Origin of the sequence: Variovorax sp. Varisp41, from assembly GCF_047325085.1 — a bacterium.
In the GTDB taxonomy this organism is placed as follows: Bacteria; Pseudomonadota; Gammaproteobacteria; order Burkholderiales; family Burkholderiaceae_C; genus Variovorax.
The window spans coordinates 5,159,889-5,184,534 of the sequence record NZ_CP168540.1 but is presented as its reverse complement, the minus strand read 5'-3'; the positions used below and the strand labels follow the sequence as shown (position 1 = coordinate 5,184,534).

Genomic DNA, 24,646 nt, shown 5'->3' with positions numbered 1-24,646 from the left:
CCGCGTTCCTCCTCACATGCGGAAGATGCCGAACTTCGGCTCGGGGATCGGCGCGTTGCGCGCGGCCGCCAGGCCCAGCGCGAGCACGCGGCGCGTGTCGGCCGGATCGATGATGCCGTCGTCCCACAGCCGCGCGGTGGCGTAGTAGGGATGGCCCTGGTCCTCGTACTGCTGGCGGATCGGCGCCTTGAAGGCCTCTTCCTCGTCGGCGCTCCACTGGCCGCCCTTGGCCTCGATGCCGTCGCGCCGCACGGTCGCGAGCACGCTCGCGGCCTGCTCGCCGCCCATCACGCTGATGCGCGCGTTGGGCCACATCCAGAGGAAGCGCGGGCTGTAGGCCCGGCCGCACATGCCGTAGTTGCCGGCACCGAAGCTGCCGCCGATGATGATGGTGAACTTCGGCACGTTGGCGGTGGCCACGGCCGTCACCATCTTGGCGCCGTGGCGCGCGATGCCTTCGTTCTCGTACTTGCGGCCCACCATGAAGCCCGTGATGTTCTGCAGGAACACCAGCGGCGTCTTGCGCTGGCAGCACAGCTCGATGAAGTGCGCGCCCTTCTGCGCCGATTCGGAGAACAGGATGCCGTTGTTGGCGACGATGCCCACCGGCATGCCCTCGATCTCGGCGAAGCCGCAGACCAGGGTGGCGCCGAAGCGGGCCTTGAACTCGTGGAACTCGCTGCCGTCGACCACGCGCGCGATGATCTCGCGCACGTCGAAGGGCTTGCGCGTGTCGGTGGGGATCACGCCGTAGAGCTCCTCGCGCGGGAACGCGGGCTCGCGCACCGCGGCCTTGGCCGGGCCCTCGGCCGCCTTCGCGTTGAGGTTGGCCACCGCCGAGCGCGCGAGCGCCAGCGCATGCAGGTCGTTCTGCGCCAGGTGGTCGGCCACGCCCGACAGCCGCGTGTGCACGTCGCCGCCGCCCAGGTCCTCGGCCGTCACCACCTCGCCGGTGGCCGCCTTCACCAGCGGCGGGCCGCCCAGGAAGATGGTGCCCTGGTTCTTCACGATGATCGATTCGTCGCTCATCGCCGGCACGTAGGCGCCGCCCGCGGTGCACGAGCCCATGACCACGGCGATCTGGCCGATGCCCTGGGCGCTCATGTTGGCCTGGTTGTAGAAGATGCGGCCGAAGTGCTCGCGATCGGGGAACACCTCGTCCTGGTTCGGCAGGTTGGCGCCGCCCGAGTCGACCAGGTAGATGCAGGGCAGGCGGTTCTGCTCGGCGATCTCCTGCGCGCGCAGGTGTTTCTTCACCGTCATCGGGTAGTAGGTGCCGCCCTTCACGGTGGCGTCGTTGCACACCACCATGCAGTCGACGCCGTTGACCCGGCCGATGCCCGCGATGATGCCGGCGCCGGGCGCGTCGCCCTTGTACATGCCGTGCGCGGCCAGCGGCGACAGCTCGAGGAAGGGCGTGCCCGGATCGAGCAGCTCGGCCACGCGTTCGCGCGGCAGCAGCTTGCCGCGCGCCGTGTGCTTGGCGCGCGCGGCCTCGCCGCCGCCTTGCGCAACCGCGGCGAACTGCGACTGCAGGTCGTCGACCAGCGCGCGCATGGCGGCGGCATTGGCCTGGAAGTCGGCCGAGCGGGCGTTGAGTTTGGTTTCGAGTTGGGTCATGGTGCAGTCAATGTCGGGAACGGGGCGCGCGGGGCCCCGTGTTCAGGCGGTGCGCGCTTCGTCGAGGCCGAGCTCGGCCTTCATCTCGTCGCGGATCTTGAACTTCTGGATCTTGCCGGTCACGGTCATCGGGAAGGCCGGCACGAAGCGGATGTACTTCGGCACCTTGTAGTGCGCGATCTGGCCCTTGCAGAAGTCGCGCACCTCTTCCTCGGTGACGCTCTGGCCGGGCTTGGCGATGATCCAGGCGCAGAGCTCCTCGCCGTACTTGCGGTCGGGCAGGCCCACCACCTGCACGTCCTGCACCTTGGGGTGGCGGTAGAGGAACTCCTCGATCTCGCGCGGATAGATGTTCTCGCCGCCGCGGATCACCATGTCCTTGATGCGGCCCACGATGTTGACGTAGCCCTCGGCGTCCATGGTCGCGAGGTCGCCGGTGTGCATCCAGTGCTCGGCATCGATGGCCTCGCGCGTCTTGGGCTCGTCGTCCCAGTAACCGTGCATCACCGAATAGCCGCGCGTGCAGAGCTCGCCCGACTGGCCCGGCGGCATGGTCCGGCCGGTCTCGGGGTCGACGATCTTCACCTCGAGGTGCGGCTGCACCGTGCCCACGGTCGACACGCGGCGGTCGAGCGGCGTGTCGGTGCTGCTCTGGCAGCTCACGGGGCTGGTCTCGGTCATGCCGTAGGCGATGGTGATCTGCTCGAGGTGCATCTCGCTGACCACGCGCTTCATCACCTCGATCGGGCACGGCGAGCCGGCCATGATGCCGGTGCGCAGGGTCGAGAGGTCGAACTCCTTGAAGCGCGGATGGTCGAGCTCGGCGATGAACATCGTGGGCACGCCATGCAGGCCGGTGCATTTCTCGGCCTGCACCGTCTCGAGCACGGTCAGCGGATCGAAGCCGTCGTTCGGATAGACGATGGCCGAGCCGTGCGTGAGGCAGGCCAGGTTGCCGAGCACCATGCCGAAGCAGTGGTAGAGCGGCACCGGGATGCACAGCCGGTCGTCCGGCCCGAGCTTCATGCACTCGCCGATGAAGAAGCCGTTGTTGAGGATGTTGCGGTGCGTCAGCGTCGCGCCCTTGGGAAAGCCCGTGGTGCCGCTGGTGAACTGGATGTTGATCGGGTCGGTGGCCTTCAGCGTCTTCTGCACCGCGGCCACCTTCGGGTCAGCCGCGTCGCCGCCGGCCAGCAGCGCCGAGAAGCGCCGCATGCCGGGCACCTCGGCGCCCTCGCCGGCCTTGTCGATCCAGAAGGTGTGGGCCAGCTGCGGCAGCCGCTTCGGGCCGAGCTCCTGCAGCATGCCGAGGTAGTCGCTGGTCTTGAACTGCGCCATCGTCACCAGCGCCTTGCAGCCGACCTTGTTGAGCGCGTACTCGAGCTCGGCGGTGCGGTAGGCGGGATTGATGTTGACGAGGATCAGGCCGACCTTGGCGGTGGCGATCTGCATCAGCACCCACGGCGCGTTGTTGTGCGACCAGATGCCCACGCGGTCGCCCGGCGCGAGCCCCAGCTTCAGCAGCGCGCTGGCGAGCCGGTCCGACTCGGCCTGCAGCTCGCGGTAGCTGAAGCGCAGGCCTTCGTGGCGGCTCACGAGCGCCTCGCGATCGGGTTGCCGCTCGACCATGTCGTCGAAGAAGTCGCCGATGGTCTGTTCGATGAGGGGGACGTCGGTGGCGCCCTTGCCGTAGCTCTCGGTCAGTGCTGCAGTCATGTTGATGTCCTTGTCTCCTGGTCTGCGCCCTCCCGCGGGGAGGGGGAACGACGGCTTATGCGGTCTCGGCGAACAGCTCGCGCCCGATCAGCATGCGCCGGATTTCGCTGGTGCCCGCGCCGATCTCGTAGAGCTTGGCGTCGCGCCACAGCCGTTCGACCGGGAATTCCTTGGTGTAGCCCACGCCACCGAGCGCCTGGATCGCCTCGCCGGCCATCCAGGTCGCCTTCTCGGCCGAGTAGAGGATCGCGCCGGCCGCGTCCTTGCGGAAGGTGCGCGCATGGTCGTTGCGGTCGCAGGCCTTGCCCACGGCGTAGACGTAGGCACGCGTGGCCTGCCAGGTCGAGTACATGTCGGCGATCTTGCCCTGCATGAGCTGGAACTCGCCGATGCTCTGGCCGAACTGCTTGCGCTCGTGGATGAAGGGCAGCACCGCATCCATGCAGGCGGCCATGATGCCCAGCGGGCCGCCCGAGAGCACGGCGCGCTCGTAATCGAGGCCGCTCATCAGCACCTTCGCGCCCTGGCCCTCGCCGCCGAGCACGTTCTCCTCGGGCACCTCGCAGTTGTCGAAGAACAGCGGGAAGGTGTTGGAGCCGCGCATGCCGAGCTTGTCGAGCTTGGTGCCGGCCGAGAAGCCCTTGAAGCCCTTCTCGACGATGAAGGCGGTCATGCCGCGCGCGCCCATCTCGGGCTCGGTCTTGCCGTAGATCACCAGCGTGTCGGCGTCGCCGCCGTTGGTGATCCACATCTTGCCGCCGTTGAGCACGTAGCAGCCGTCCTTCTTCTCGGCCTTGAGCTTCATGCTCACCACGTCGGAGCCGGCATTGGGCTCGCTCATGGCCAGCGCGCCCACGTGCTCGCCGCTCACCAGCTTGGGCAGGTACTTCTTCTTCTGCGCCTCGCTGCCGTTGCGGTGGATCTGGTTCACGCACAGGTTCGAGTGCGCGCCGTACGACAGGCCGACCGAGGCCGAGGCGCGCGACACCTCTTCCATCGCCACGATGTGCGCGAGGTAGCCGAGCTCGGTGCCGCCGTACTCCTCCTTCACGGTCATGCCGTGCAGGCCGAGGTCGCCGAGCTTCTTCCAGAGGTCGTGCGGGAACAGGTTCTCGCGGTCGATGTCGGCGGCGCGGGGCGCGATTTCATTCGCGGCGAAGTCCTGGATCGCGCTGCGCAGCGAGTCGATGGTCTCGCCCAGGTCGAAGTTCAGGCCGGGATCGTGCATGGGTGTTGTCTCCTCTGAAGGGGGCCGGCGCGTGGGGCTGCCCGCGCCACGACGCGCTGGAAAGGTCGCAGCTTACGCCTCGTCGCGCCGCAATTGGCGCCACAATGGTTGCAATTTGCGCCACGCCGGCACCGCCTCGCCATGTCCTCCCCCTCCTTCCTCCGACCTGCCCGCGCCGTCACGCCGATGGCCTTCGTGCGAGCCATCGTCAAGGGCTACGAGCGCTACGGCCAGGACCCGTCCGAGGCGCTGAAGGCGGCACAGATCACGCCGCGCGAGCTCGCGCGGCCCGGCGCGCGCGTGACGGCGGCGCAGTTCGAGGCGCTGTCGGGCCATGCGATGCAGGAGCTCGACGACGAGGCGCTGGGCTGGTTCTCGCGCCGCCTGCCCTGGGGCAGCTACGGCATGCTGTGCCGCGCCTCGCTGACCTCGCCCGACCTCGGCGTGGCGATCAAGCGCTGGTGCCGCCACCACCGGCTGCTGACCGAGGACATCGGCCTCGCGCTTGAGGTGGCGGGCGGCGTGGCCACGCTGCGCATCGCCGAGAACCGGCCGCTGGCCCCGGCCTTCCGCGAGTTCTGCCTCGTGACCAGCCTGCGCTTCATGCACGGCTACATGTGCTGGGCCATCGATTCGCGCATCTCGCTGCGGCAGGCCGGCTTTCCCTTTCCGGCGCCGGCGCACCGCGACGCCTACGCGGCGATGTTCACGCCCGAGGTGCGCTTCGACGCGGCGCGCGCGAGCATCGCCTTCGACGAGCGCTACCTCGCGCTGCCGCTGCAGCGCGACGAGCGCGCGCTGCGCACCATGCTCAAGCGCGCGCTGCCGCTCACGATCCTGCAGTACCGGCGCGACCGGCTGCTGGGCCAGCGCGTGCGCGAGCTGCTGCGCTCGCGCGCCGCCGAGACCACCACCGCCGAGGCGCTGGCCACGCTGCTCAACGTGTCGAGCCGCACCCTGCACCGCCAGTTGCAGGAGGAAGGCAGCTCGCTGCAGGCGCTCAAGAACGAGGTGCGGCACGAGCTCGCGGTCGACCTGCTGCGGCGCACCCACCGGCCGATCAAGCAGGTCGCGCTGGCGGCGGGCTTTCGCAACGAGAAGAGCTTCTCGCGCGCCTTCCTGCAATGGACGGGACTCGCGCCCAGGGACTTCCGGCAGCAGGCGGCCACGCCCGCGCCCGGACCCGGGCCGTCGCGAAGCCGGGATGCCTCCACGTGAACGCCGCGGCGGCCGCGGCGCTCACTGCGCCTCGATGCTCAGTTCGCGCATGCGCCGCGTGATGACGTCGAACTCGGCGCGGTAGGCGCTGGCGAACTGCTCGGGCGTGCTGTTCATGATCTCGAAGCCGCGGGCGACGAACTGCTGGCCGACCTCGGGCGCGCCCACCACCTCGCGCACCTCCTTCGCGAGCCGCTCCACGATGGCCTTCGGCGTGGCCGCGGGCGCCAGCAGGCCGATCCAGACGTTGCTGTCGTAGAGCGGGTCGTCGAAGCCCAGCTCGTGCATCGTCGGCACCTGCGGCAGCGTGCTCGAGCGCTGGCGCCCGAGCACGGCCAGCGGCACGATCTTGCCGCCCGGCACGTGCTGCATAGCGCTCGCCACCGACGACAGCCCGATGTCGACCGTGCCCGACAGCAGGTCGGTGACCACCAGCCCCTCGCCGCGCTGCGGCACGTGCACCATGCCGCCGCCCAGGCCGCGGTTGAGGCTCTCGCCGGCCAGGTGGCCCAGGCCGCCGATGCCCCAGGAGGCATAGCTGAGCTTGGCGCCGCCGGAGCCGGCCTTGGCCTTGAGGTCGGCGAGGCTGCGCAGGCCCGAGCCCGAATGGGTCGAGATCAGCGCCGGGCTGCGCACGATCTGCGTGATCGGCGCGAAGTCCTTGCGCGGGTCGTAGGCCAGCGTGCGGTAGAGCGCGGTGTTGTTGATCTGCGAGTCGGTGATCGTCATCAGCAGCGTGTAGCCGTCGGCCTTGGCACGCGCCACCTCGGCGGCACCGATGGCACCGGCCGCGCCCGCCTTGTTGTCGACCACCACCGGCTGGCCCAGCGCCTTCGACAGGCGTTCGCCGACGGTGCGCGCTACGTAGTCGGTGGCGCCGCCGGCCGGATAGGGGACGACGATGCGGATCGGCCGCGACGGGTAGGCCTCCTGGGCGGCGGCGGGAACGGCGAAGGCCAGCGCGGTGCAGGCGATCGAAAGCAGCTTGAACATGGTCTTGTCTCCTCGTGGGTTCTTGTGTTGTCTGGCGGCGCGTGTCAGCAGCTCGCGGCACGCTCGGGCTGCGCGCGCTGCGAGGGCGCATCGCTGCGCCGCTCGTCCTCGAGCGCCTGCGCCACCAGCCGGCGGAACTGCACCAGCGCCGAGTCCATGGCCAGCGGCAGCATCGGCAGCAAGGGCGCGTGCTCGATGTTGCGGGCCTGCGCGGTGATCATGTCGCGGTCCTCGTTGAAGGCCACGATCAGGCTGTCGTAGAGCGTGCGCGTGAGCTGCTCGCCGCCCAGCGAGGGCCGGTGCGCCTGCTGGAAGAAGTAGTGGGTGCTGGTCTCGGTCTCGGGCGTCAGGGTCTGGCAGCTGTGCAGCTCGACGGCATGGCGCATGTCGCCCTCGGCGTCCTCCACCGGCCGGCCACCCGACTGCATCAGCAGCGTGCCCGGCAGCACGAAGTCGTAGACGAACCAGCGGTCGAAGCGCGCACCGGGCGCGAAGGGCCGCGCGCCGGCCCAGTGCGCGGGCGGCGGCACGTTCTCCACCCGGCGCGTCACGCGCAGGCCGCGCTCGATCTTCTCGATCTCGGGCCGCGCCTGCGCGATCGCGGTCGAGCCGCCGAGCGTCTTCTCGTGCACGTAGCTCAGGTGCGAGAAGTCCAGCAGGTTGTCGCAGATCAGCAGGTAGGGCGTGTCGTAGTGCAGGTAGCCCGGGATGTGGCGCCACTCGGGGTGGTCGCACGAGAAGTTGTCGGGCAGCAGTGCCGTGTCGGCGCGCTCGGCCTCGCCCATCCACACGAACACCCAGCGGCTGCGCACCGCCACCGGGTAGCTGCGCACCCGTGCGCGCGGCGGCACCGTCGCCATGCCCGGCACCTCGACGCAGAGGCCGCGCGCATCGAACTTGAGCCCGTGGTAGCCGCAGCGCACGCAGTCGCCCTCGCGCCGGCCCTTGGACAGCGGCGCGTGGCGATGGCAGCAGCGGTCCTCGAGCGCCACCACCTCGCCCTGCGCGGTGCGGTACAGCAGCAGCGGCTCGCCGATGACGGTGCGGTTGAACAGGCCCTCGGCGGGAATCTCGTGGTCCCAGGCGACCACGTACCAGCAGTTGCGGATGAACATGCGCTTCTCGTCTCCATCGAATGATCTGTCTTCGATGGTGGTCGCATGCGCCGCGGCGCGCGTCCCCCGCGCAGGGGACGTTGGTGGGTATGCGGCCTCAGCCGGCCAGCCGCACCAGCGCTGCGCGGTCGTGGATGCCGAGCTTGCCGTAGGCGCGCTTGCGCAGCGTGTGCACGCTCGACAGCGCGATGTCGAGGTCGGCCGCGATGCCGTCGGCCGTGAGCCCGCAGGCGATGCGCGCGCAGACCTCGCGCTCGCGGCGGCTCAGCGGCGTGTCGGCGAGCCGGGCCTGCGCGAGCGCGATGCGGCTGTCCATGTCGAGCGCGCCCGCGCCGGTGCCCAGCGCATGCCGGTGCACCTGCCGCAGCAGCGGCGCGACCGCGAGCACGCGCTCGATCTCGCCGGGCGCGAAGCGGCCCATCGAGTCGCGCCGGTAGAGGTTGACCGAGAAGGCGCGGCCGCGGGCCACCGGCAGGTAGAGCAGCGCGAGCCGGTCGCTCAGGTGCTCGCGCTCGTAGATCTGGCGCCGCCAGCCGGGGTCGGGGATCTGCTCGGCATGCATGTGCAGCGCCGTCACCTCGTCGACCTCGCCGCCCGTGCCCGCCATGCGCTGCGCGATGCCCGTCGCATCGTCGAAACCGTAGAAATGGCGCCGGTACTGCGCGAAGCAGTCGCGCGTGACGTTACGCACCCCCGCGCCATGGGAGTGGCCCTCGATCTGCACCGGTGCATCGGGCGCATGCTGCACCAGCGAGATGTACTCCACCGGCAGCAGCGCATTGAGGAAGTGCAGCATCGCGCGCGCGGGCGCCAGGTCGCGCGGCACGTCGAGCAGCAGCGACACGGCCCGCAGGTCGAGCGACTGCTGGCTGGCGAGGGCCGGAACGCGCCACATGGCTTGCATGCGGAAATTGTCCCCCCGCGGGCGCGCCGCACGAAGCGGCGGCGGATCGGGATTAACCCGCGGCGGCCTTCAGGCGGCCGCCGCGTGGCCGCGGCTCAACGCGGCGAAGGTCCGGGCCTGCCACGCGAACTCCTCGGCGAAGGCCTCGGGGTCCGCGATCGCGTAGGCGCCATAGGCATAGACGGTGGCGTAGGCCGCGTACTCCGCGGCCTGCAGCGCGCGCCCGGCCACGGCCTGGAACACCGCGTAGGTCGCGGACACCGCCGCATGGGCCGACGCATCGATCGAGCCGGAGCCCGGATGGCTGGCGGCGATGCGCGCCATGCGCTGTGCCGCCTGCGCGAGTTCGACGCGGCTGCCGCGGCCTTCGAGGTACGCGCCGAGCACGTCGAGGCCCCGCAGCGCCTCGGGCGCCTCGAGCAGATGCCGCACGCGCTGCACGCAGGCGAAGCCGAAGCGCAGCCGCAGCGGCTCCTGCGCCGCATCCTCCAGCCGGGCCGCGGCGGCGAGCCGCTGCAGCGCCTCGTTCATGCCGGGGTGGACGCGGCGCGCAGGCGGCCGAGCACCTCGGGATTGACGACGTTGCTCGGCTGCCCGCCGGCAAAGGCCACGATCTGGTCGAACACGTCGGAGAACTGAAGCTCGTACTCCTCGCGCGTCACGTAGCCGATGTGCGGCGTGCAGACCAGGTTCGGCAACCGCAGCAGCGGATCGGCGGGATCGAGCAGCGGCTCGGTCTCGTAGACGTCGACCGCGCCCATGCCGGGCCGGCCGGCCCGCAGCGCCGCCACCAGCGCACCGGGCTCGATCAGGCCGGCGCGGCTGGTGTTCACGAGGATCGCATCGGGCTTCATGCGCGCGAGGTCCTCGCGCCGCACGATGCCGCGCGTGGCCGGCACCAGCCGCATGTGGAGCGAGACCGCGTCGCAGTCGCCGAAGAAGCTCTCGCGGTCGGGCGCGCATTCGCGGCCGTCCGCGCGCGCCCGGGCCATCGATTCGGGCCGCGCCCACACGCGCACCTTCATGCCGAAGGCCTCGGCATAACCCGCCACCGCCTGCCCGATGCGGCCGTAGCCGTAGATCCCGAGCGTCCTGCCGCGCAGCGTGCCGCCCACGCCGGTCTGCCAGCCGCCGCGCTGCAGCGACGCCATCTGCTGCGGAATCCGCCGTGCCGCACACAGCAGCAGCGCCCATGTGAGTTCGGCCGCCGCGTACGAAGGCGTGCCCGCGTGCTGGTCCGACGACAGCACGATGCCCAGCCGCGTGCAGGCCTCGACGTCGATGTGCGGATAGACGCTGCGCTGGCTGATCAGCCGCAGCCGCGGCAGCCGCTCGAGCACCGGCGCGCGCAGCGCGGTGCGTTCGCGGATCAGCACCACCGCGTCGGCCTGCGACAGCCGGCGCACCAGTTCGTCGGGCTCGTCCACGTGGTCGTTCCACACCGTCACCTCGTGCCCCTTGAGCTTGGCGAAGCAGGGCAGCGTGCGCAGCGTGTCGAAGTAGTCGTCCAGCACCGTGATGTTCATGCGGCGGATTCTGTGCCCGCAACCCGGCTGCGTAAAATGAATTTATCTGGACCATTGCTGCAATCGCCTCATGAAAGTGGACATGCTCGGCCTGCAGGCATTCCTCGCCGTGGCGGAGCACGGCAGCTTCCATGCCGGTGCCGATTCGCTGCACATCAGCTCCACGGCGCTGACGCGTCGGCTGCAGAACCTCGAGGCGGTGCTCGGCGTACGGCTGGTGGAACGCACCACGCGCTCGCTGGCACTCACCGCGATCGGCCAGAGCTTCCTGCCGCAGGCGCGGCGGCTGCTCGCCGACATCTCCTCGGCCATGCTCGGCATCCGCGAGGCCGGCCAGGCCTCGCGTGGCAACGTGACGCTGGCCTGCGTGCCGACGGTGGGCGTGCAGTTCCTGCCCGCGGTGATCCAGGCCTACAGCGCGCTGCACCCGGGCAACCACATCCGCATCCTCGACCACGCCTCGGCCGGCGTGGCGGGAGCGATCCTGCAGCGCGAGGCCGAGTTCGGCATCAGCATCGCCGAGTCCTACGACCCCGCTCTGGAGCGCGTGCCGCTGCTGGACGACCGCTTCGTGCTGGCCTGCCGCGACGACCATCCGCTGGCGCGCCGCCGCAGCATCGCCTGGTCGCAGCTCGAGGGCCACGCGCTGATCGTGCCGGGCCCGGGCAGCAGCAACCGCCCGTTGCTCGATGCGGCGCTGGCGCCGAGCGGACTGAACCTGCCCTTCGTCTACGAGGTGCAGCGCAGCTCGACCGCCGTCGGGCTGGTGGCGCAGGGCGTGGGCGCCGCCGTGGTGCCCCGGCTGGCCGTGCAGGCCGGCACCTACCCGCGCATCGTGCTGATCGCGCTCGCGCAGCCCACGGTGCGGCGCAGCTTCGCGCTGCTGTCGCGCAAGGGCGCGGTGCTGTCGCCCGCCGCGCAGGCGCTCTACCGACTGATCCTGTCGATGGCGAAGCCGGCGCGCGGCCGGCGCGCTCAGGCCGGCTGAGCGATCTTCGCGAGCGCCTCGGCGATCGAGGCGCTGTCGGTGGGCCGCACCAGCTTGGCCACTTCGCGGCCGTCGCGCATGAACACCAGCGTGGGCCACAGCTTCACGCCGAACGAGCGGCCCAGCGGACGCCCGCTGCCGTCCTCGACCTTGATGTGGCGCAGGCCCGGATGCTGCGCGAAGGCGGCGGCGATGTCCGGCTGCGCGGCCTTGCAGACGCCGCACCAGTTGGTGCCGAACTCGACCACCGCGGGGCCTTGCAGGGCGTCGATCTCGCTGCGTTCGGGCTGTTCGGTCTTGTACTCGGAGGTCATGCGCGGGGGCTCCTGGTGGGCATTGGATGGTGTGCAGCCGCCGCCGGCGGCCGGTCGTGATTCGATTCGAACAGAAAGCCGGCAGCCCTGCCGCCGGTGGGTGTTCGCTTCAGCCGACGGGCCGGTGCGCCGCCAGCAGTGCCGGCAGTTCGGCCATGTCGCTGAACACCTGCACCGCGCCGACGCTGCGCAGCGCCTCGGGCCCGCTGTGGCCCGACTCGCCCGTGCTGTAGCCGAACACCGTCGCGCCCGCCGCCACGCCCGCCATCGCGCCCGTGACCGTGTCCTCGACCACCGCGCAGCGCTTCGGGTCCACGCCCAGCGCCGCCGCCGCCGCGAGGTACACGTCGGGTGCCGGCTTCGAGCGCGGCATCTCGTGCCCGCTGAAGACCCGCCCCGCGAAGCAGTCGAGGATGCCGACCTTCTCGAGCTGCAGCTCGACCTTGAAGCGATCCGCGCCCGAGGCGCAGGCGATGCGCCCGTCGAGCTGCTCGAACAGCGCGCGCACCGCGGCGGGCGCATTCGGAATCGCCGTCAGGTCCCGCTCGAGCGCCTCGTTGCGGCGCTCGCGAAAGCCATGCAGCCATTCGGGCGTGATGAGAAAGCCGGTCTTCGACTCGATCAGGTCGGCTTCGTCCTTCACCGCCTTGCCGGTGAAGATGCGCATCGATTCGTCGGTGGTGAGAGGCCAGCCCAGTTCGCCGAGCATCTCGGCAAGCACGCGGTTGGTGATGGGTTCGGAGTCGACGAGGACACCGTCGCAGTCGAAGAGAACCGCGGCGAAAGGAAAAGAAGACATGGGGAGATGGTACCGGCCGAGCAAAGCGAAGGCCCGGCCACCATGCAATGGCCGAGCGAAGCGATGGCCCGACCCACTCCCCTCTGGCTGTGCCGAGGAGCGCAGGAGAAAGCGGGATCAGGGCCGCAGCTGTCTGAGCGGAACGAAGTGCAGCGAGTTCTGCGGCCCCCCGCTTTCTCCGAGCACCGCAGGTTGCCCGCAGCGAAGCGGAGGGACACAGACAGCGGGGTCGCCTTTTCTTTGGTTACTTTCTTTTGGCGAAGCAAAAGAAAGTGACTCGCCCGCCGGGGCGAGACCCGGCCGACAACCTCAAAGAAGTCAAACAGCCCGAATAGGGATGTACATCTCCCCCCCACCCGCCACGAACTCCTTCGACTTCTCCTCCATCCCCTTCTCCACAGCCAGTGCCTCCGCCACCCCCTTGGCCGCGGCGTACTCACGCACCTCCTGCGTGATCTTCATCGAGCAGAACTTCGGCCCGCACATCGAACAGAAGTGCGCCACCTTGCTCGAATCCTTCGGCAGCGTCTCGTCGTGGAATTCGCGCGCCGTATCCGGGTCGAGCCCCAGGTTGAACTGGTCCTGCCAGCGGAACTCGAAGCGCGCCTTGCTCAGCGCATCGTCGCGCGAGCGCGCTCCCGGGTGTCCCTTCGCCACGTCCGCCGCATGCGCCGCGATCTTGTAGGCAATGATCCCCTGCTTCACGTCGTCGCGGTCGGGCAGCCCCAGGTGCTCCTTCGGCGTCACGTAGCACAGCATCGCCGTGCCGGCCCAGCCGATCATCGCCGCGCCGATCGCGCTCGCGATGTGGTCGTAGCCCGGCGCGATGTCGATCGTCAGCGGGCCCAGCGTGTAGAACGGCGCCTCGTGGCAGTGCTTGAGCTGCTCGTCCATGTTCGACTGGATCATGTGCATCGGCACATGGCCCGGGCCTTCGATCATGGTCTGCACGTCGTGCTTCCAGGCGATCTGCGTGAGCTCGCCGAGGGTGCGCAGCTCGGCGAACTGCGCCTCGTCGTTGGCATCGGCGCCGCTGCCGGGGCGCAGGCCGTCGCCGAGCGAGAAGCTCACGTCGTAGGCCTTCATGATGTCGCAGATGTCCTCGAAGTGCGTGTAGAGGAAGCTCTCCTTGTGGTGCGCGATGCACCACTTCGCCATGATCGAGCCGCCGCGCGAGACGATGCCGGTCATGCGGTCGGCCGTCAGGTGGATGAACGGCAGCCGCAGCCCGGCGTGGATGGTGAAGTAGTCGACGCCCTGCTCGGCCTGCTCGATCAGCGTGTCGCGGTAGATCTCCCAGGTCAGGTCCTCGGCCACGCCGCCCACCTTCTCGAGCGCCTGGTAGATCGGCACGGTGCCGATGGGCACCGGGCTGTTGCGCACGATCCAGTCGCGCGTGGTGTGGATGTTCTTGCCGGTCGACAGGTCCATCACGTTGTCGGCGCCCCAGCGGATCGCCCACACCAGCTTCTCCACTTCCTCCTCGATGCTCGAGGTGACGGCCGAGTTGCCGATGTTGGCGTTGATCTTCACCTTGAAGTTGCGCCCGATCGCCATCGGCTCCACCTCGGGGTGGTTGATGTTGGCGGGAATGATCGCGCGGCCGCGCGCCACCTCGTCGCGCACGAACTCGGGCGTGATGATGCGCGGGATGCTCGCGCCCATCGGGTTGCCGGCCACGCGCCTGGCGCGCTCCTCGTTGGCGAGGTACTCGGCCATCCACTCGCGCTTGCCGTTCTCGCGCAGCGCCACGTACTCCATCTCGGGCGTGACGATGCCGCGGCGCGCGTAGTGCATCTGCGTGACGTTGGCGCCCGACTTCGCGCGGCGCGGCGTGCGCTGCAGCGCCGAGGCGCCGGCGCGCAGCTCGGCCAGGCGCTGCGCGTCGCGGTCCTCGTTCTTGGCGCCGTCGTCGAGCGCGTGGTGCACGCGCCCCTCGTAGCTCTCGGTGTCGCCGCGCTCGGCGATCCAGGCACCGCGCACGTCGGGCAGGCCGCGGCGCACGTCGATCTCGACCTTCGGGTCGGTGTAGGGACCCGAGGTGTCGTAGAGCGACACGGTCTCGCCGTTGGTGAGCTTCACGTCGCGCACCGGCACGAACAGGTCGGGCCGGCTGCCGGGGATGACGCACTTGTGCGACGCGGGGAAGGGCTCGCGCGTGAGCGAGAGCAGGGAGGTGAACTTGTCGGGGGCATTCATGCGGGGCACTCCTTGTGGATGGAAAGGGTGCTCCGCAATCGCTCGGTGGGCTGTGGGCGCCATCCCGGGTGGGGAGGGACGACGGACCGAAGCCAGGGAGTGCAGCTCTTCTTACGCCGGTATGACCCGGATCAAGTTCGCGGGTCGGCAGCTTTGCCATCTCAGCACGCCACATGCGTGCACCCCGGAGCGGGGCCGATTGTGCGAGCGCCGGCGTTCGCCGTCAACCGCCCGCGTCAATGCGGGGTATCAGGCCCGGGCTTGCAGGTCGCCGTCGACGTAATACCAGCGCGACAGGCCCGCGGCGTCGGACTCGCGCACGAAGCGGCTGCGCTCGTGCAGCCGCGAGGCCGTGCCCGAGGCGCCGCGCTGGCGCGCGACGAACTCGACCTCGGCATGGTCGGCATCGCTCATCGAGCGGCCGCGCACGTCGAGCCCGAGCCAGCGCACGCCGGGCTCGAAGTCGAGCGAGGCCGGCCGCGTGCTCGCGTGCCAGGTGCCGAGCAGGTACTCGGCACGCTCGCGCACGAAGGCCGTATAGCGCGAACGCATCAGCGATTCGGCATCGGGGGCGGGGGTGTGCTCGAAGTCGTCGAGGTAGCGGCCGCAGCACATCGCGTAGGCGATGGGCTTGTCGCGGCGGTCGGTGCGGCCGCAGGGGCAGGGTGCGGTGGAGGGATCGGGAACGCTGGGCATGGAGGCCCCTATTGGAACACCGTGCGGGCCGGGCCCTCCAGAGGGCAAGCCCTGGGGCCGCGGGCATCCACCCTTGGCGTGCCGCTTGCTACCCGCTAACGTGGCGCCCCGGAGACCGGGGTTGACCACGGGAAGACAACGCACACCATCGAGGAACAACGGCCATGTACCTGAGCGCTTCCGAACAGCAGGCCCTGCGCGGCGTGTTCACGCTGCTCGCGCGCGACGAATGCGGCGAGCGCGAGATCCGCGAGCGCCTCGGCCATGCGCTGCTCGGCCTGCTGCGGGCCGACCAGTTCGCGTCCTTCGCAGGGCCTGTTAACGCTATTCAAGGGGTCGCGCTGCTTCGCCAAGGGGCTGGATGCAAGGCGCCCGCGCGCAGCAAGGCGTCCGCCTTGCAAGCGCGGGCAACGCCGCAGACGGCCCCTTGGCGAAGCAGCCCGGAGGGAAGCTCGCCAGAGCCCGCCCCTCGGCGTTGCCCTCCTAGCGTGTGCGGACGCACACGCGGCGTCGCGCGCCTTGATGGGCAGGCTCTGGCGAGCTTCGCGACCCCTTGAATAGCGTTAACAGGCCCTTGGACGCCGAGCGCGGCGGCTTCGGCTCGCGCGTGGCGATCAACATGGCGCCGGCCAACCTCGACACCTATGCGCAGTGGCACCAGCACCACGACCCGATCACCTTCGTGCTGCAGTCGCGCCGCCGCGCCACGCGCGTGACCGAGGTGATGCCGCAGCGCGAACTGATGCGCACGCCCTTCTTCAACGACTTCCTCGCGCGCGACGGCCTGCACTGGGGCCTGAACCTTCACACCTTCGACGGCGAGCGCGCGCTCGGCGACCTGCGCATCTGGCGCCGCAAGGAGCGCGGCGATTTCGGCGCGCGCGAGACGCTGATGCTCGACCTGATCGAGCCCGCCTTCGCGGGCGCGCTGCTGCGGGCCCGGCAGCGCGCGCAGGCACCCCGCGCCGCGGCGCAGGACATCGCCGCCTCGCCCTGGGCCAGCCTCAGCGCGCGCGAGCAGCAGGTGGCGCGCGCCGTGCGCGAGGGCCTCACCGACAAGGACATCGCGCGCCGCATGGCGGTGGGCGTGCCCACGGTGCGCACCTACCTGCGGCGCATCTTCGACAAGCTCGGCATCGAGCGCCGCTCGGCGCTCGCGGGCGTGCTGCCGCGCGACTGAACTACTTCGCCGCCGGCAGCCGCCCCAGCAAGGGCTCGATCGCCAGGCCCAGCGCCAGCAGGCGGCGGTCGCTGCCCGCGGGGCCATCGAACTCGAGCCCGATCGGCAAACCGCTGGTCGCGCCCAGCGCCGAGGGCAGCTGCAGGCCCGGGATGCCGGCGTTGCTGCCGGGGTCGGTGTTCTGGATCAGCGCGCCGAAGTTCTCGGGGCTGCTGGCCTCGGGCGCGGCCAGCAGCGCCACCTGCGGCACGGTCGGGAACACCAGCGCGTCGAGCCGGTGCTTCGTGAAGGTGTCGCGGTAGAGCTTCTGCAGCGCCGGGCGCGCCACGCGCATCGCGTTGTCGTAGGCCGGCCTGGCGTCGACCGTGCCGTTCGCGGCCGGCAGCTTGCGCGGCAGCACCAGGCCGTCGAAGGTGCCCTTGACGTCGGGGCTCGCGATGCCCGCGGCGAGCTGCTTGAGGTCGATGCCCGTGTCGTACTTCGCGAGGTAGGCCGCCATGTCGTCGTTCGCCTCGTAGAGCGCGACCGGGAAGCCCACCGCGCCGTTGAGTTCGGCGAGCTTCGGCATCTCGAGCTCGACCAGCGTGACGCCGGCCGCGCGCAGCTTGGCCAGCGCGGCATCGGTGGCGGCACGGGTGTCGGCATCGAGGTTGGCGAAGAAGGCCGGCACCACGCCGAGCCGCACGCGCTTCAGGTCGGCGGGACGCACCGCCGCGCCGCCCGCGATCGCGCGGTCGAGCAGCACCAGGTCGGCCACCGACAGCGCCATCGGGCCGGCGGTGTCACGCGTGTGCGAGATCGGCGCGATGCCCTGCTGCGGATAGCGCCCCATCGAAGGCCGCAGCGACGCGCAGCCGTTGAAGGCGCAGGGAATGCGCACCGAGCCGCCCGTGTCGGTGCCCAGCGCGGCCGGCACCATGCGCGCGCCCAGCGCCGCGCCGTTGCCCGACGAGGAACCGCCCGCGATGCGGCGCGGATCGTAGGCATTGCGCACGCCGACCTCGGGGCCCGAGGGGAAGGCCGGGTTGTAGCCGGTGACGCCGAAGGCCAGCTCGTGCATGTGGGTCTTGCCCAGCACGATGGCGCCGGCCGCGCGCAGCTTCGCGACCACCGGTGCGTCGGCCGCCGGCACGAAGCCCTTGAGCGCGGGCGTGCCGGCGCTGGCGGGCAGGCCGCGCACCTGGATGTTGTCCTTGATCGCCACCGGCAGGCCGGCCAGCGACTTGCAGGCCGCGCCAGGCTTGCGCGCGGCATCGGCGGCGCGCGCGGCCGCGAGCGCGCCCTGTTCGTCGAGCGTGATGAAGGCGTTGAGGTTCGCCTTGGCCCTGGCTTGCGCGACATAGGCCGTGACCAGCTGCTCGCTGGTCAGCCGGCCGGCGCAGAGCTCGCGCACCGCCTCGCTGGCGGTCAGGGTGGCGATGTCGGGCGCGGCGGGCTGCTGGGCCTGGGCGCCCATGGCGAGCACGGCGAGCGCACACGCTGCAAGACGCGCCGGGCGGCGCAAGGGGGCGGAAGAAGAACGGGTCATGGCGGCGGCCTCGATGAACGAACGGAAGGCCGCCATCGTGCGCCGCCGCGCGGCGGCTGTCTGTCGTCGAAACCGATGACAAGGCGCGGGTGCGCGATCGGTGGTTCCTACTCGAACAGCACCCACTCGGGCCGCATGTTGAGGCGCACCGGCAGGATGCTCACGCCCAGGCCGCTGGTCACGTACATGCGCCGGCCGCGGTTCTCGATCCAGCCATAGGCCCAGGTGCGCGGCGCCGCGCCGGGCACGATCGGCGCGCCATAGCCCGGCACCCAGACCTGGCCGCCATGGGTGTGGCCGGCCACGGTGAGCACCGGCGCGGGCGCGGCGAGGCGCGGCATCCCGGCCAGGCTCGCGGGGTCGTGCATCAGCACCAGCGTGGGAGCGCCGGCCGGCACGCGCGACAAGGCGCGATCGGGCCGCGAATGACCGGTGGAGTGGTCGCCGATGCCCACCACCCAGAGCTCGCGCCCGGGCAGCGACACGGCATCGTTCTCGAGCACCACGATGCCCTGCGCCGACAGTGCGTGCGTGATGCGCGCGCCGTCGTGCCACCAGTCGTGGTTGCCGAGCACCGCGTACACGCCCAGCGGCGCCTTCAGCCGCCCGAGCACCTCGGCCATGGTCTCGATCGGCAGCGGCTCGTCGCCGCCGTGGCCGGCCAGGAAGTCGCCGGGCAGCAGCACCAGGTCGGGCTGCGCGGCATTGATGGCGTCGACGATGCGGCGCGCGCGCTCCACGTCGGTCACGCGCCAGAGGCTGCGTTCGGTCAGGTGCCAGTCGCTCGCGACCGCGACGCGCAGCCGCGGCTGCGCGCCCCAGGCGGCGCTGTCCAGCGTCTCGGTGCGCGCCGCGACCCAGCGCGGCTCGATCGCGACGCTCCAGAGGCCGAGCGCGGCCAGCGCGAGCGCCGCGAAGGCGCGCCATCCGGGGCGGCGCATCAGCGCGGCCGGCTCACAGTGCCCGCTGGATCAGCAGCTTCTGGATGTCCGAGGTGCCTTCGTAGATCTGGCACACGCGCACGTCGCGGTAGATGCGCTCGAGCGGGAAGTCGTTCACGTAGCCGTAGCCGCCCAGGGTCTGGATCGCGGCGCTGCACACGCGCTCGGCCATCTCGCTCGCGAACAGCTTGGCCATCGCGGCCTCTTTCAGGCAGGGCCGGCCCGCATCGCGCAGGCTCGCGGCATGCCAGATCAGTTGGCGCGCGGCCTCGAGCTGCGTCGCGCAGTCGGCGAGCCGGAAGCCCACGGCCTGCTGGTCGAAGATGGACCCGCCGAAGGCCTGGCGTTCCTTGGCATAGGCCACGGCCACGTCGAAGGCGCTGCGCGCCATGCCCACGCTCTGCGCCGCGATGCCGATGCGGCCGCCCTCGAGCGCGCCCAGCGCGATCTTGTAGCCCTCGCCCTCGGCGCCGATCAGGTTCTCCGCCGGGATGCGGCAGCCGTCGAAGTTGATCTGCGCGGTGTCGCTGCTGTGCTGGCCGAGCTTGTCCTCGAGCCGCGCCACCTGGTAGCCCGGCGCGTCGGTCGGCACGATGAAGGCGCTCATGCCGCGCTTGCCCGCGGCCTTGTCGGTGACCGCGATCACGATCGCCACCTGGCCGTTCTTGCCGCTGGTGATGAACTGCTTCACGCCGTCGATCACATAGCCGTCGGCGTCCTTGCGCGCGGTGGTGCGCAGGCTCGAGGCATCGCTGCCGGCCTGCGGCTCGGTCAGGCAGAAGGCGCCGAGCATCCGCCCCTGCGCGAGCGGCTCGAGCCACTGCTTCTTCTGCTGCGCATTGCCGTAGCGCATCAGGATCGCGTTGACGGGGCAGTTGGTCACGCTGATCGCGGTGCTGGTGCCGCCGTCGCCGGCCGCGATCTCCTCGAGCACCAGCGCGAGCGTGAGGTAGTCGAGGCCGGCGCCGCCGTGCTCCTCGGGCACGCAGATGCCGTAGGCACCGAGTGCCGCGAGGCCCTGGTGCACTTCCTTCGGGAAGCTGTGTTCGCGGTCCCACTTCGGCGCGTGGGGCCAGAGTTCGGCCTGCGCGAAGTCGCGCACGGCGTCGCGGATGGCTTCCTGGTCGGTGCTCAGCAGCATGGCGTGTCTCCTCGTGTCGTTCTCGTCGTCGTTACTTGCCGGAACCCAAGTCCATGATCAGGCGGGCGGCCATGTACAGCCGGCGCGGAATCGCGCTGATGTCCACGTACTCGGCCTTGTCGCTGTGGTAGCCGAAGCCCGGCAGGCCCAGGCTCTCGATCACGGGCTTGCCCGACAGCGCCGCGTAGGCCGCGTCGGTGCCGCCGCCGGTGCGTTCTTCCACGCCCAGCGTGCCGCCGGCTTCCTTGTAGTAGCCCACCGCCTTGTCGACCAGCTTCCTGCCGCCTTCGCCGGCATTGAAGGCCGGGCGACCGCGCGTGACGATCACCTTCACGTCGGCATCGGGCAGCTTCTTCTGCTGCGCGCGCTCCTCGAGCGTCTTCATCGCGGCATCGAAGTCCTCGTTGCGCGCATAGCGCACGTCGGCGTTGAGCGTGGCGCTGGCCGGGATGATGTTCGAGACGTTGCCGGCCTTGGCGATGGTCCAGTTGAAGCGCAGGTTCTTCGACTTGTCGTCGATGCTCATGGTGCGCAGCACCAGGTCCGAGGCCTCGACCAGCGCGTTCACGCCGAGGTCGGGCGCCGCGCCCGCGTGCGAGGCCTTGCCGGTGATGTTGACCTGCACGTAGGCGATGCCCGAGGTGCCGAGCGAGAGCTTCTCGTCGCCGGCGCCCGTGGGCTCGAACGAGAGCACGTAGTCGGCCAGCTTGGCCTCTTCCTGGATCAGGTCGCGCGAGCCGAAGGAGCCTTTCTCCTCGTCGGTGTTGAACAGCACGGTGATGGTGCCGTAGTCGCGCACGCCGTAGTCCTTGAGCAGCTTGAGCGTGTGCAGGATCACGGCATTGCCGCCCTTGTCGTCGGCGATGCCGGGGCCGTAGGCCTTGTCGCCCTCGATGCGGAACGGCGCCTTGGCGAGCGTGCCCTTGAGGTAGACGGTGTCCATGTGCGACATCAGCAGCAGGTTCTTGCCGCCGCGGCCCTTGAGCTTGCCGACGATGTTGTCGCCCACCACCAGGCCGGCCGACTTGCTGCGCGTGACGGTGAAGCCCAGGTTCTTCAGTTCGGCCTCGAGGAAGTTGCCCGCCGCGGCGATGCCCTCGGCGTCGCCGGTGCCGGTCTCGATGTTGACCAGCTTCTCGAGCGTCTTGATGACGGCGGGCTGCTCGTCGGTGGCGGCCTGGAACAGCACGTTGTCGCGCTTCTGCGCCCAGGCGGCCGGCGCGAGCAGGGCGCCCGCGAGCACGGCGGCGATGACGTTGCGTGAATGAAAGGGACGCATGGGACCTCCTGCTTTTCTGCGATTCGTTCTCTGAAACAATGAAAGTCCGCCGGCCATGCAGGCCGGCGGACGCGGCGCCGTGCTTTTTACAGCAGCTCGAGCGCCACGGCGGTGCCTTCGCCGCCGCCGATGCACAGCGTGGCCACGCCGCGCTTCCTGCCCTGCGCCTTGAGCGCGTGGATCAGCGTGACCATGATGCGCGCGCCGCTGGCGCCGATCGGATGGCCCAGCGCGCAGGCACCGCCGTGGATGTTGACGCGGTCGTGCGACACGTCGAGCTCGTGCATCAGCGCCATCGGCACCACCGCGAAGGCCTCGTTGACTTCCCACAGGTCCACGTCCTTGACGGCCCAGCCGGTCTTCTTGAACAGCTTGGCCACGGCGCCCACCGGCGCGGTCGAGAACCACTCGGGCTGCTGCGCGTGCGTGGCATGGCCGACGATGCGCGCGATCGGCTTCGCGCCGATCTTCTTCGCATGCGACTCGGTCATCATGACCAGCGCGGCGGCGCCGTCGTTGATCGACGAGCTCGAGGCGGCGGTGATGGTGCCGTTCTCCTTCTTGAACGCGGGCTTGAGCGTCGGAATCTTGTCGAGCTTGACCTTGCCCGGGCCTTCGTCGATGGCGATCAGCGTGTCGCCGCCACGGCCCTTGACGGTGACCGGCACGATCTCGTCCTTGAACAGGCCGGTGTCGGTGGCCTTCTTGGCGCGCTCGACGCTGGCGATGGCGAAGGCATCCTGCTGCTCGCGCGTGAACTTGTACTTGGCCGCGCAGTCCTCGCCGAAAGTGCCCATCGAGCGGCCCGGCTGGTAGGCATCCTCGAGGCCGTCGAGCATCATGTGGTCGAAGATGCGGTCGTGGCCCATGCGGTAGCCGCCGCGGCCCTTGAGCATCAGGTAGGGCGCGTTGGTCATGCTCTCCATGCCGCCGGCCACCATCACGTCGTGCGTGCCGGCCAGGAGCAGGTCGTGCGCGAGCATCGCGGCCTTCATGGCCGAGCCGCACATCTTGCTGAGCGTGACGGCGCCGGCGCTGTCGGGCAGGCCGCCCTTGTAGGCCGCCTGGCGCGCGGGCGCCTGGCCCTGGCCCGCCATCAGGCAGTTGCCGAACAGCACCTCGCCCACGCTGTCGGGCGCGATGCCGGCACGCTCGACGGCGGCCTTGATCGCGGCGCCGCCGAGGTCGTGCGCTGCGAGGGAGGAGAAGTCGCCCTGGAAGCTGCCCATGGGGGTGCGGGCGGCGCCGACGATGACGATGGATTCGGACATTTCAGTGCTCCTGGTTGGATGAAAGATTCGGACAGCCGAACGCAGAAAAAAATACAAAAGTGACGCAGAGGTCGCAGAAGAAGACATCGGGCTTCGGGAATTTCTTCTGCGACTTCTGCGCGACCTTCGCGACTTCTGCGTTCGGTCTTCAGGTGTTCGCCGCCTGCTCCTCGTCGTGGAAGCGTTGCGACTCTTCGTACGGGAACACGTCCAGCATCTGGCCGGCCTGGATGCGTTCCTTGTGGTGCTGCCAGAAGGCGGCGTCGAGCAGGTCGGCGTGGTGCGCCATGAAGGCTTCGCGCACGTCCTTGTTGCCCAGCAGGAAGGGCTCGAAGGTCTCGGGGAACACGTCCTTCGGGCCGACCGAATACCAGACCTCGCCGCTCATCTCCTCTTCCTCGTTGCGCGGCGCGGGCACCTTGCGGAACTGGCAGTCGGTGATGTATTCGATCTCGTCGTAGTCGTAGAACACGACCTTGCCGCCGCGCGTGACGCCGAAGTTCTTCCACAGCATGTCGCCCGGGAAGATGTTGGCGGCCACCATGTCCTTGATCGCATTGCCGTATTCGATCACCGCCTGCTCGAGCTGCTCCCTGGCGCGCCTGGCCTGCGCCGGGCTCTCGGGATGCGCGAGCATGTCAAAGGCCTCCTGCAGGTAGATGTTCAGCGGGATCATGCGGCGCTCGATGTAGACATGCTTGAGCACCAGTTCCATCTCCCCGTTGCCGTCGCGGTCGCCGATCTCGAGCTGGCTGGGCGCGAACTTGCGGATCTCCTCGATCAGCGCGGGCTCGAAGCGGTCGAGCGGAAAACCCACGTCGCTGTACTCGAGCGTATCGGCCATGCGGCCCACGCGGTCGTGCTGCTTCACGAGCATGTACTTGCCCTTGATCTGCTCGCGCGTGGTGTCCTTCGGCGGCGGATAGAAATCCTTGATGACCTTGAACACGAACGGGAACGAGGGCAGGTCGAACACCAGCATCACCATGCCCTTGATGCCGGGCGCGATGCGGAAGCGGTCGCTCGAGTAGTTGAGGTGCGAGAGGAAGTCGCGGTAGAACAGCGTCTTACCCTGCTTGGCCAGGCCCAGCGCGTTGTAGATCTCGGCGCGCGGCTTGCGCGGCATCAGCGAGCGCAGGAACTGCACGCAGGCCGAGGGCACCTCCATGTCGACCATGAAGTAGGCGCGCGCGAAGCTGAACAGCATCTGCAGGTCGTCCTCGCCGAACAGCACCGCGTCGACGTGGAAGCGCCCCTGGCCGTCGTGCAGGATCGGCAGCGCGAACGCCAGCTCGACGAAGCCGTTCATGATCTTGCCGACCACGTAGGCGCCCTTGTTGCGGTAGAACAGCCCCGAGAGCACCTGCAGCTGGAAGTTGGCGCGCAGCTTGACCTGGTGGAAGCGCGCCTGCATCGCGTCCGCCACGCGCTCGGCATCGCGCCGCTTGTGGGCCCAGCTGCCGAGCAGCGCGAAGTCGTCGAGCATCTGCTCGATGTGGTCGGCCAGCGTGGCGTGCGCCGGGTAGTAGGCGCGGTAGGTGGGCATGCCGCGCGGCTCGATGTACTCGGTGCTGATCGCCGGGCGCACGAAGATGAAGTCGTTCTGGAAGTACGCGCGGTGCAGGATCTTGGTGGTGACCGAGTTGAAGAAGCTCTCGGCCAGCTCGGGCTGGTGGTGGTCGACCAGCAGGCCGATGTAGTGCAGCTTGACCTGGTGCCAGACGTCCATCGGCTGCTCGCCGGCCTTGAACTCCTTCTCGAGCCGCGCCACCGCCTCGCTCACGCGCAGGTCGTAGAACTCGATGCGCTCGCGCTGCGCGCGCTGCTGGCCGTGCCAGTCGGCGGTCTCGAAGCGGTGCTTGGCGCGCGACGACTCGGCCCGGAACAGCCTGTAATGGCGGTTGAAGCCGTCCATCATCGCCTTCGCGATGTCGTAGGCCAGCGGGGAGTCGAGGCGCTGCGGGAACATGGACCGGGGAGAAGGCGCGCC

General features: G+C 70.0%; 22 protein-coding genes and 1 riboswitch. Of the genes, 4 read left to right on the top strand and 18 right to left on the bottom strand.

Annotated elements, in window-relative coordinates:
- Positions 1-12: 12 nt before the first annotated feature.
- From ACEN9J_RS23925 to ACEN9J_RS23915, 3 genes are read right to left on the bottom strand one after another with little or no spacing between them, the layout of a single operon-like run.
- The gene (locus ACEN9J_RS23925) at positions 13-1,620 is read right to left on the bottom strand and encodes a carboxyl transferase domain-containing protein (protein ID WP_057590701.1); all 1,608 of its coding nucleotides are present in this window, start codon (positions 1,618-1,620) and stop codon (positions 13-15) included.
- 42 nt (positions 1,621-1,662) lie between these two features.
- Positions 1,663-3,336: an AMP-binding protein gene (locus ACEN9J_RS23920; RefSeq protein ID WP_413762236.1), complete on the bottom strand. Its 1,674-nt coding sequence runs from the start codon at positions 3,334-3,336 to the stop codon at positions 1,663-1,665.
- 55 nt (positions 3,337-3,391) lie between these two features.
- Positions 3,392-4,564 carry an isovaleryl-CoA dehydrogenase gene (locus ACEN9J_RS23915; RefSeq protein WP_413762235.1) on the bottom strand — a complete coding sequence of 391 codons (1,173 nt, stop codon included), beginning with the start codon at positions 4,562-4,564 and terminating at the stop codon, positions 3,392-3,394.
- Between the two features lie 141 nt (positions 4,565-4,705).
- Between ACEN9J_RS23915 and ACEN9J_RS23910 the strand changes: the two genes are divergently transcribed.
- Positions 4,706-5,782 (top strand): AraC family transcriptional regulator, encoded by a 1,077-nt coding sequence (locus tag ACEN9J_RS23910; RefSeq protein WP_057590698.1) that lies wholly within the window; start codon positions 4,706-4,708, stop codon positions 5,780-5,782.
- A 21-nt stretch (positions 5,783-5,803) separates the two neighbouring features.
- Here the strand turns inward: ACEN9J_RS23910 and ACEN9J_RS23905 are convergent, their stop codons facing one another.
- The 5 genes from ACEN9J_RS23905 to ACEN9J_RS23885 form a co-directional block, all read right to left on the bottom strand.
- Entirely contained in the window at positions 5,804-6,775 is a 972-nt protein-coding gene (locus tag ACEN9J_RS23905) for a tripartite tricarboxylate transporter substrate-binding protein (protein WP_413762234.1), read from the bottom strand.
- Positions 6,776-6,819: 44 nt separating this feature from the next.
- Positions 6,820-7,890: a Rieske 2Fe-2S domain-containing protein gene (locus ACEN9J_RS23900; protein WP_413762233.1), complete on the bottom strand. Its 1,071-nt coding sequence runs from the start codon at positions 7,888-7,890 to the stop codon at positions 6,820-6,822.
- A gap of 97 nt (positions 7,891-7,987) precedes the next feature.
- Positions 7,988-8,794, bottom strand: coding sequence for a helix-turn-helix transcriptional regulator (locus ACEN9J_RS23895; RefSeq protein ID WP_413762232.1), 807 nt, complete (start codon positions 8,792-8,794; stop codon positions 7,988-7,990).
- A 69-nt stretch (positions 8,795-8,863) separates the two neighbouring features.
- Positions 8,864-9,325: a hypothetical protein gene (locus ACEN9J_RS23890; protein ID WP_057590694.1), complete on the bottom strand. Its 462-nt coding sequence runs from the start codon at positions 9,323-9,325 to the stop codon at positions 8,864-8,866.
- Positions 9,322-10,320: a D-2-hydroxyacid dehydrogenase family protein gene (locus tag ACEN9J_RS23885; protein WP_261211660.1), complete on the bottom strand. Its 999-nt coding sequence runs from the start codon at positions 10,318-10,320 to the stop codon at positions 9,322-9,324. Before ACEN9J_RS23885 ends, ACEN9J_RS23890 begins: the two co-directional genes overlap by 4 nt.
- A 70-nt stretch (positions 10,321-10,390) precedes the next feature.
- Between ACEN9J_RS23885 and ACEN9J_RS23880 the strand changes: the two genes are divergently transcribed.
- Positions 10,391-11,308: a LysR family transcriptional regulator gene (locus tag ACEN9J_RS23880; RefSeq protein ID WP_413762231.1), complete on the top strand. Its 918-nt coding sequence runs from the start codon at positions 10,391-10,393 to the stop codon at positions 11,306-11,308.
- On the opposite strand, the gene ACEN9J_RS23875 is transcribed toward ACEN9J_RS23880, so the two are convergent.
- The 4 genes from ACEN9J_RS23875 to ACEN9J_RS23860 form a co-directional block, all read right to left on the bottom strand.
- Entirely contained in the window at positions 11,296-11,622 is a 327-nt protein-coding gene (locus ACEN9J_RS23875) for a thioredoxin family protein (RefSeq protein WP_093348235.1), read from the bottom strand. The two genes, ACEN9J_RS23880 and ACEN9J_RS23875, sit on opposite strands and share 13 nt — an antisense overlap.
- A gap of 109 nt (positions 11,623-11,731) precedes the next feature.
- The gene (locus ACEN9J_RS23870; protein WP_413762230.1) at positions 11,732-12,421 is read right to left on the bottom strand and encodes an HAD family hydrolase; all 690 of its coding nucleotides are present in this window, start codon (positions 12,419-12,421) and stop codon (positions 11,732-11,734) included.
- Positions 12,422-12,739: 318 nt separating this feature from the next.
- Positions 12,740-14,620, bottom strand: coding sequence for a phosphomethylpyrimidine synthase ThiC (gene thiC / locus ACEN9J_RS23865; protein WP_261217217.1), 1,881 nt, complete (start codon positions 14,618-14,620; stop codon positions 12,740-12,742).
- Positions 14,621-14,711: 91 nt separating this feature from the next.
- Positions 14,712-14,817: riboswitch (TPP riboswitch) on the bottom strand.
- A 52-nt stretch (positions 14,818-14,869) separates the two neighbouring features.
- Positions 14,870-15,316, bottom strand: a complete 447-nt coding sequence (locus ACEN9J_RS23860; RefSeq protein WP_261217220.1) for a YchJ family protein — start codon at positions 15,314-15,316, stop codon at positions 14,870-14,872.
- A 164-nt stretch (positions 15,317-15,480) separates the two neighbouring features.
- On the opposite strand from ACEN9J_RS23860, the gene ACEN9J_RS23855 reads away from it, so the two are divergent.
- Positions 15,481-15,873 (top strand): hypothetical protein, encoded by a 393-nt coding sequence (locus ACEN9J_RS23855; RefSeq protein WP_413762229.1) that lies wholly within the window; start codon positions 15,481-15,483, stop codon positions 15,871-15,873.
- A 17-nt stretch (positions 15,874-15,890) separates the two neighbouring features.
- Complete coding sequence (locus ACEN9J_RS23850) at positions 15,891-16,496, top strand: response regulator transcription factor (RefSeq protein WP_413762228.1); 606 nt, start codon at positions 15,891-15,893, stop codon at positions 16,494-16,496.
- A gap of 1 nt (position 16,497) precedes the next feature.
- On the opposite strand, the gene iaaH is transcribed toward ACEN9J_RS23850, so the two are convergent.
- The 6 genes from iaaH to aceK form a co-directional block, all read right to left on the bottom strand.
- Positions 16,498-17,952: an indoleacetamide hydrolase gene (gene iaaH / locus ACEN9J_RS23845; protein ID WP_413764610.1), complete on the bottom strand. Its 1,455-nt coding sequence runs from the start codon at positions 17,950-17,952 to the stop codon at positions 16,498-16,500.
- 179 nt (positions 17,953-18,131) lie between these two features.
- Positions 18,132-18,965, bottom strand: a complete 834-nt coding sequence (locus ACEN9J_RS23840) for a metallophosphoesterase (RefSeq protein ID WP_413762227.1) — start codon at positions 18,963-18,965, stop codon at positions 18,132-18,134.
- Between the two features lie 13 nt (positions 18,966-18,978).
- The gene (locus tag ACEN9J_RS23835) at positions 18,979-20,106 is read right to left on the bottom strand and encodes an acyl-CoA dehydrogenase family protein (RefSeq protein WP_057596576.1); all 1,128 of its coding nucleotides are present in this window, start codon (positions 20,104-20,106) and stop codon (positions 18,979-18,981) included.
- A gap of 31 nt (positions 20,107-20,137) precedes the next feature.
- Entirely contained in the window at positions 20,138-21,385 is a 1,248-nt protein-coding gene (locus ACEN9J_RS23830; RefSeq protein ID WP_057596577.1) for a glutamate carboxypeptidase, read from the bottom strand.
- Positions 21,386-21,471: 86 nt separating this feature from the next.
- Complete coding sequence (locus tag ACEN9J_RS23825; protein ID WP_057596578.1) at positions 21,472-22,656, bottom strand: acetyl-CoA C-acyltransferase; 1,185 nt, start codon at positions 22,654-22,656, stop codon at positions 21,472-21,474.
- A gap of 148 nt (positions 22,657-22,804) precedes the next feature.
- Positions 22,805-24,625, bottom strand: a complete 1,821-nt coding sequence (aceK, locus tag ACEN9J_RS23820) for a bifunctional isocitrate dehydrogenase kinase/phosphatase (protein WP_057596579.1) — start codon at positions 24,623-24,625, stop codon at positions 22,805-22,807.
- Between the last annotated feature and the right edge of the window lie 21 nt (positions 24,626-24,646).

Coding starts and splice junctions, on each gene's coding strand:
- ACEN9J_RS23925 (WP_057590701.1), bottom strand. CDS start 1,620: ATGACCCAACTCGAAACCAAACTCAACGCCCGCTCGGCCGACTTCCAG.
- ACEN9J_RS23920 (WP_413762236.1), bottom strand. CDS start 3,336: ATGACTGCAGCACTGACCGAGAGCTACGGCAAGGGCGCCACCGACGTC.
- ACEN9J_RS23915 (WP_413762235.1), bottom strand. CDS start 4,564: ATGCACGATCCCGGCCTGAACTTCGACCTGGGCGAGACCATCGACTCG.
- ACEN9J_RS23910 (WP_057590698.1), top strand. CDS start 4,706: ATGTCCTCCCCCTCCTTCCTCCGACCTGCCCGCGCCGTCACGCCGATG.
- ACEN9J_RS23905 (WP_413762234.1), bottom strand. CDS start 6,775: ATGTTCAAGCTGCTTTCGATCGCCTGCACCGCGCTGGCCTTCGCCGTT.
- ACEN9J_RS23900 (WP_413762233.1), bottom strand. CDS start 7,890: ATGTTCATCCGCAACTGCTGGTACGTGGTCGCCTGGGACCACGAGATT.
- ACEN9J_RS23895 (WP_413762232.1), bottom strand. CDS start 8,794: ATGCAAGCCATGTGGCGCGTTCCGGCCCTCGCCAGCCAGCAGTCGCTC.
- ACEN9J_RS23890 (WP_057590694.1), bottom strand. CDS start 9,325: ATGAACGAGGCGCTGCAGCGGCTCGCCGCCGCGGCCCGGCTGGAGGAT.
- ACEN9J_RS23885 (WP_261211660.1), bottom strand. CDS start 10,320: ATGAACATCACGGTGCTGGACGACTACTTCGACACGCTGCGCACGCTG.
- ACEN9J_RS23880 (WP_413762231.1), top strand. CDS start 10,391: ATGAAAGTGGACATGCTCGGCCTGCAGGCATTCCTCGCCGTGGCGGAG.
- ACEN9J_RS23875 (WP_093348235.1), bottom strand. CDS start 11,622: ATGACCTCCGAGTACAAGACCGAACAGCCCGAACGCAGCGAGATCGAC.
- ACEN9J_RS23870 (WP_413762230.1), bottom strand. CDS start 12,421: ATGTCTTCTTTTCCTTTCGCCGCGGTTCTCTTCGACTGCGACGGTGTC.
- thiC (WP_261217217.1), bottom strand. CDS start 14,620: ATGAATGCCCCCGACAAGTTCACCTCCCTGCTCTCGCTCACGCGCGAG.
- ACEN9J_RS23860 (WP_261217220.1), bottom strand. CDS start 15,316: ATGCCCAGCGTTCCCGATCCCTCCACCGCACCCTGCCCCTGCGGCCGC.
- ACEN9J_RS23855 (WP_413762229.1), top strand. CDS start 15,481: ATGTACCTGAGCGCTTCCGAACAGCAGGCCCTGCGCGGCGTGTTCACG.
- iaaH (WP_413764610.1), bottom strand. CDS start 17,952: ATGGGCGCCCAGGCCCAGCAGCCCGCCGCGCCCGACATCGCCACCCTG.
- ACEN9J_RS23840 (WP_413762227.1), bottom strand. CDS start 18,965: ATGCGCCGCCCCGGATGGCGCGCCTTCGCGGCGCTCGCGCTGGCCGCG.
- ACEN9J_RS23835 (WP_057596576.1), bottom strand. CDS start 20,106: ATGCTGCTGAGCACCGACCAGGAAGCCATCCGCGACGCCGTGCGCGAC.
- ACEN9J_RS23830 (WP_057596577.1), bottom strand. CDS start 21,385: ATGCGTCCCTTTCATTCACGCAACGTCATCGCCGCCGTGCTCGCGGGC.
- ACEN9J_RS23825 (WP_057596578.1), bottom strand. CDS start 22,656: ATGTCCGAATCCATCGTCATCGTCGGCGCCGCCCGCACCCCCATGGGC.
- aceK (WP_057596579.1), bottom strand. CDS start 24,625: ATGTTCCCGCAGCGCCTCGACTCCCCGCTGGCCTACGACATCGCGAAG.